Origin of the sequence: Mesorhizobium sp. M4B.F.Ca.ET.017.02.2.1, assembly GCF_003998955.1 — a bacterium.
GTDB classification, from domain to species: Bacteria; Pseudomonadota; Alphaproteobacteria; order Rhizobiales; family Rhizobiaceae; genus Mesorhizobium; species Mesorhizobium abyssinicae.
The window spans coordinates 1-3,757 of sequence record NZ_RZOF01000472.1 but is presented as its reverse complement, the minus strand read 5'-3'; the positions used below and the strand labels follow the sequence as shown (position 1 = coordinate 3,757).

Annotated in this window: 3 protein-coding genes; all 3 read right to left on the bottom strand. The window is 67.2% G+C overall.

Annotated features, from left to right (window positions below; translation table 11 throughout):
• Window positions 1–1,182: bifunctional phosphoribosylaminoimidazolecarboxamide formyltransferase/IMP cyclohydrolase (purH, locus tag EN738_RS32175; RefSeq protein ID WP_127287099.1), on the bottom strand; the 1,182-nt coding region annotated here is incomplete at its 3' end.
• A gap of 105 nt (window positions 1,183–1,287) precedes the next feature.
• Window positions 1,288–3,012 carry a heparinase II/III family protein gene (locus EN738_RS32170; protein ID WP_127287098.1) on the bottom strand — a complete coding sequence of 575 codons (1,725 nt, stop codon included), beginning with the start codon at window positions 3,010–3,012 and terminating at the stop codon, window positions 1,288–1,290.
• 158 nt (window positions 3,013–3,170) lie between these two features.
• Complete coding sequence (locus EN738_RS32165) at window positions 3,171–3,689, bottom strand: helix-turn-helix transcriptional regulator (RefSeq protein ID WP_127287097.1); 519 nt, start codon at window positions 3,687–3,689, stop codon at window positions 3,171–3,173.
• Window positions 3,690–3,757: the final 68 nt, after the last annotated feature.

Below are 3,757 nucleotides of genomic sequence, written 5' to 3'. Positions count from 1 at the left end.
GTCGCGGCCCTGGACGAGCAGCCCGCCGGCGACCGATTTCGCTAATGTGCCGGCGGCGCGCGGATCGGGCAAGCCGCCGGTGACCAGAAGGCGCAGGTTCTTCTTGGCGGCGACGATCGCGGTCGCTTGCTCGGAAGCGTCGGGCGCGATGATGACCTCGGTGAAGGTCTTGACGATCTCCTCGGCCGCTTCGGCGTCGAGGGTGCGGTTCATGGCGACGATGCCGCCGAAAGCCGAGACCGGATCGCAGGCGAGCGCCTTGGCGTAGGCCGCCTTCAGCGAGGTCCCTTCGGCGACGCCGCAGGGATTGGCGTGCTTGATGATGGCGACGGCCGCGGCGCGGGTCGGATCGAACTCGCCGACTAGCTCGAAGGCGGCGTCGGTGTCGTTGATGTTGTTGTAGGAGAGCTGCTTGCCCTGCAGCTGGCGCGCGGTGGCGACACCCGGCCGCTTGTCGCCGTTGGGGTAGAAGCCGGCGCTCTGGTGCGGGTTCTCGCCGTAGCGCATCACCTGATCGAGATGGCCGCCGAAGGCGCGCCAGGTCGGATGCTCGATGTCCAGCGCTTCGGCGAACCAGCCGGAGATCGCCGCGTCGTAGCTGGCGGTGCGGGCGAAGGCCTTGGCCGCCAGCTTCTTGCGGAAATCCAGCGACAGCGAGCCGATGTTCATCTCCAGCGCGTTGAGCACCGCCGCATAGTCCTCGGGATCGGTGACGATGGCGACATAGGCGTGGTTCTTGGCCGAGGCGCGGATCATCGCCGGTCCGCCGATGTCGATGTTCTCGACGATCGAGGCGTAGCCGGCGCCGGAGCGGCGCACCTCCTCGAACGGATAGAGGTTGCAGACGACGAGGTCGATCGGCTCGATGTGATGGTCGTGCATCGCCTTGGCATGCTCGGGATCGTCGCGCACGCCGAGCAGCGCGCCATGCACCGAGGGGTGCAGCGTCTTGACGCGGCCGTCCATGATCTCGGGAAAGCCCGTCAGTTCGGAGACGTCGCGCACCGCCATGCCGGCATCGGCGATCGCTTTCGCGGTGCCGCCGGTCGAGACCAGCTCGACGCCGGCGGCGGCGAGCGCCCTGGCGAAGTCGATCAGGCCGGTCTTGTCGAAGACGGACAGCAGCGCGCGGCGCACGGGAACCAGGTCGGGCGCGGGAATGTTCTTGGCGGCGACGGCCATGGGCTGGCGGCCTTTCAAGGCTGGATTGGAAGAAGCCCGCGCCGTAGCATATGAGGTCAGGAAATCAAGCGCCGCGCGGTTGGCATCGCACGCTGTTGCGCGCCGTCAGCTGTTTTCCGGGTAGCCGGCGATGGTCGTACGCGTCAGCTGCCAGTGGACCTCCGATAGCTCAGAGGCCTTGAAGGCAACCACGATCTGGCGGCTGCGGCGCGGGCCGCCGAGCCCGGCGAAATAGATCGATTCCTCCACCTCGGGCACCACCTCGGTGCAGGTGAACACCCAGGTGTCGCCCTGGTCGGCGGCGAGCACCAGCCGGTCATGCTCGTCCTGCAGCAGGTTGATGTCGGGGTGGACGTGGAAGCGGACGGTGACGAAGTCGCGGCCATTGTTGCGGATCGCGGCTCCCCCGGGGCGCAGGAAGCGGTCCCGGCCCGCCAGCACATTGCCATTGGTCGACATCGTCAGTTCGCGCTCGTGCAGAAAGCCGAAGCGCTGCGCATAGCCATCGTGACGGGCAAGGAAACCCTGGCTGCCCTTCTGATCGGTGCGCTTGCAGGGCACATGCTGCGGGCCGCCGATCAAGGGCGAGCCGAGCAGGTCGTTGACGCGCAGCGAGTGGCTGAAGCGCGCCGAGGACGTGTCGTTGATGGTGGCGGTCGAATGCGCCGCGGTGGCGCGGGCCAGCGGCCGGAACTCGGCGGCGCCATAGGTGTCGATGCCGGCATTGACGATGTAGTGCTGGCGGCCGGAGGACATCTCGAAGGCGAGGCAGCCGGCATGCGCGGCGTTGGAGACGTCGACCGGCGGCGGCAGGCCGGTATCGGCTATGACGGTGACGCCGCCCATCGACAGCCGTTCATAGCCGGAATGCGGCGCGTGCAGCAGCGGCGCGCCGACGGTGTCGTCGTGGCGCAGGATGGTGGCGATGCGGTCATGAATGGTCGCGCCCATGCCGTTGAAGCGGGCGAGGCTGCCGTCCTGATGGCGAAAGAAGCGCAATGCCGGCAGCATGCGGTCGATGGCGCCCATCAAGGCCGGCGGCGGCGTCTCGGCCTGGTTGGCATAGGTCTGGCGCAGCGGCAAAAGGTCAGCAAGAAGCTCGAGCACCGTCATCGGGTTGCGCGAGATATGGCCGCCGTCGGGAAGGATCTGGCGGTCGAGCTCCTCGGCGAGGTTGCGGGTGGCGCCGCGCAACGCCGATGCCGGCGCCGGCAGCGACAGAGCGGCGAAGGCGAGCGCGATACGGGCGCGCAGCCTGTCCTTGCCCTCGGGCATCGCCCGCGCCATCGAGCGGAGATAACGGATCTGCACGGCCAGCGATTTGAGGAAGGCGCGGTAAAAGGGGAATTCGGCGCCCTGCAGCACGACGGAGGAATGCTGCAGCCAGGCAATCACCCGCTTTGCGGTGGTGCCGGGCTCCCAGGCGATGCCGGAAATCTGGTTGCCGTGGATGGCGATCCAGTCGGAGACAAGGGCGCGGGCATTGGCGGCGGCAAGCTCGGTGCCGGCCGCGCGCATATGGCGCAGCCAGCGAAAGCCGTGCAACGTCTTTTGCCAGCCGCGATTGGTCACCTCGATCTGGAAGGGGGACTTGCCGCCGGTCTCGACCAGATGCCCGGACAGCGGATAGCGGCCATAGTAGATTTCAAGCGCGATCTGCGGATCGGCGAGTCTCAGGTCAGGCGGCGCGATCAGGACGCGTTCGGGCGTGCGGCCGGAATAGCGCCAGCGATAGACCGGACCGGCGCGCAAACGCCGGCGCGTCTTGCGCCAGAACTCCTTCGCGACGAGCGTCCATAGACGCGTCGTGTTTCCGGCAACAAGTGCCAAAGCCCCTCCTGATGTCCCTGCCCAAGCACAAGCTTATATGATTCAAGAACTTATGCGAAGGCGCATTTCGCGGAAGTGAGGCCGTGCACGCAATCCGGACACGGCCCTCCCTGAAAAAGTCGGTTCATCTCGTCGATTGACGCGTCGGTTCTCGGCGCTCACTTCCGCCTGTGGCGGCCGCGGAACTCGCTTGGGGAGCAATTTTCGCGATCCCGGAACAGCCGGGAAAAATAAAACGCGTCGTGGAAACCAACCGCGGCTGCGATTGATTCGATGGGTGAATCGGAGGCGGCCAGCATTTGCTTGGCAAGATCGAGCCGGATGCGCAGTTGAAATGCCTTGGGCGACATGCCGGTGAGCCGCGCGGCCTTGCGGCGCAGCGTCGCCGGCGAGACGCCGAATTCCGCGGCGAAGGCGTCGAGGTCGATTTGCCCGACCGCGCGCTTGCGCAATTCGTCGATCACATGCTGGAAGTCGGCCGCGCCCTGGCGATCTGGCTCCCGGCCGCTCCAGCCGGCCGCTTGCCGGGCGGCCCGCACGACGATCTGGTGCACGGTCGCGGCGGCTTCCGACCGGCTGAGCACGCTATCCTGCGACAGTTCGGCATGCAGCCTGTCAAACAGGCGCTGCATCTCGCCAAGATCCCGCAAGGGGACCACCGGCGCCGCCTCGATCATCAGCCGCTGCCGCGTGAAATCGCGGGTCAGGGCGCCTTCGAAGAGCGCCCAGCGCTCAAGCCATCCCG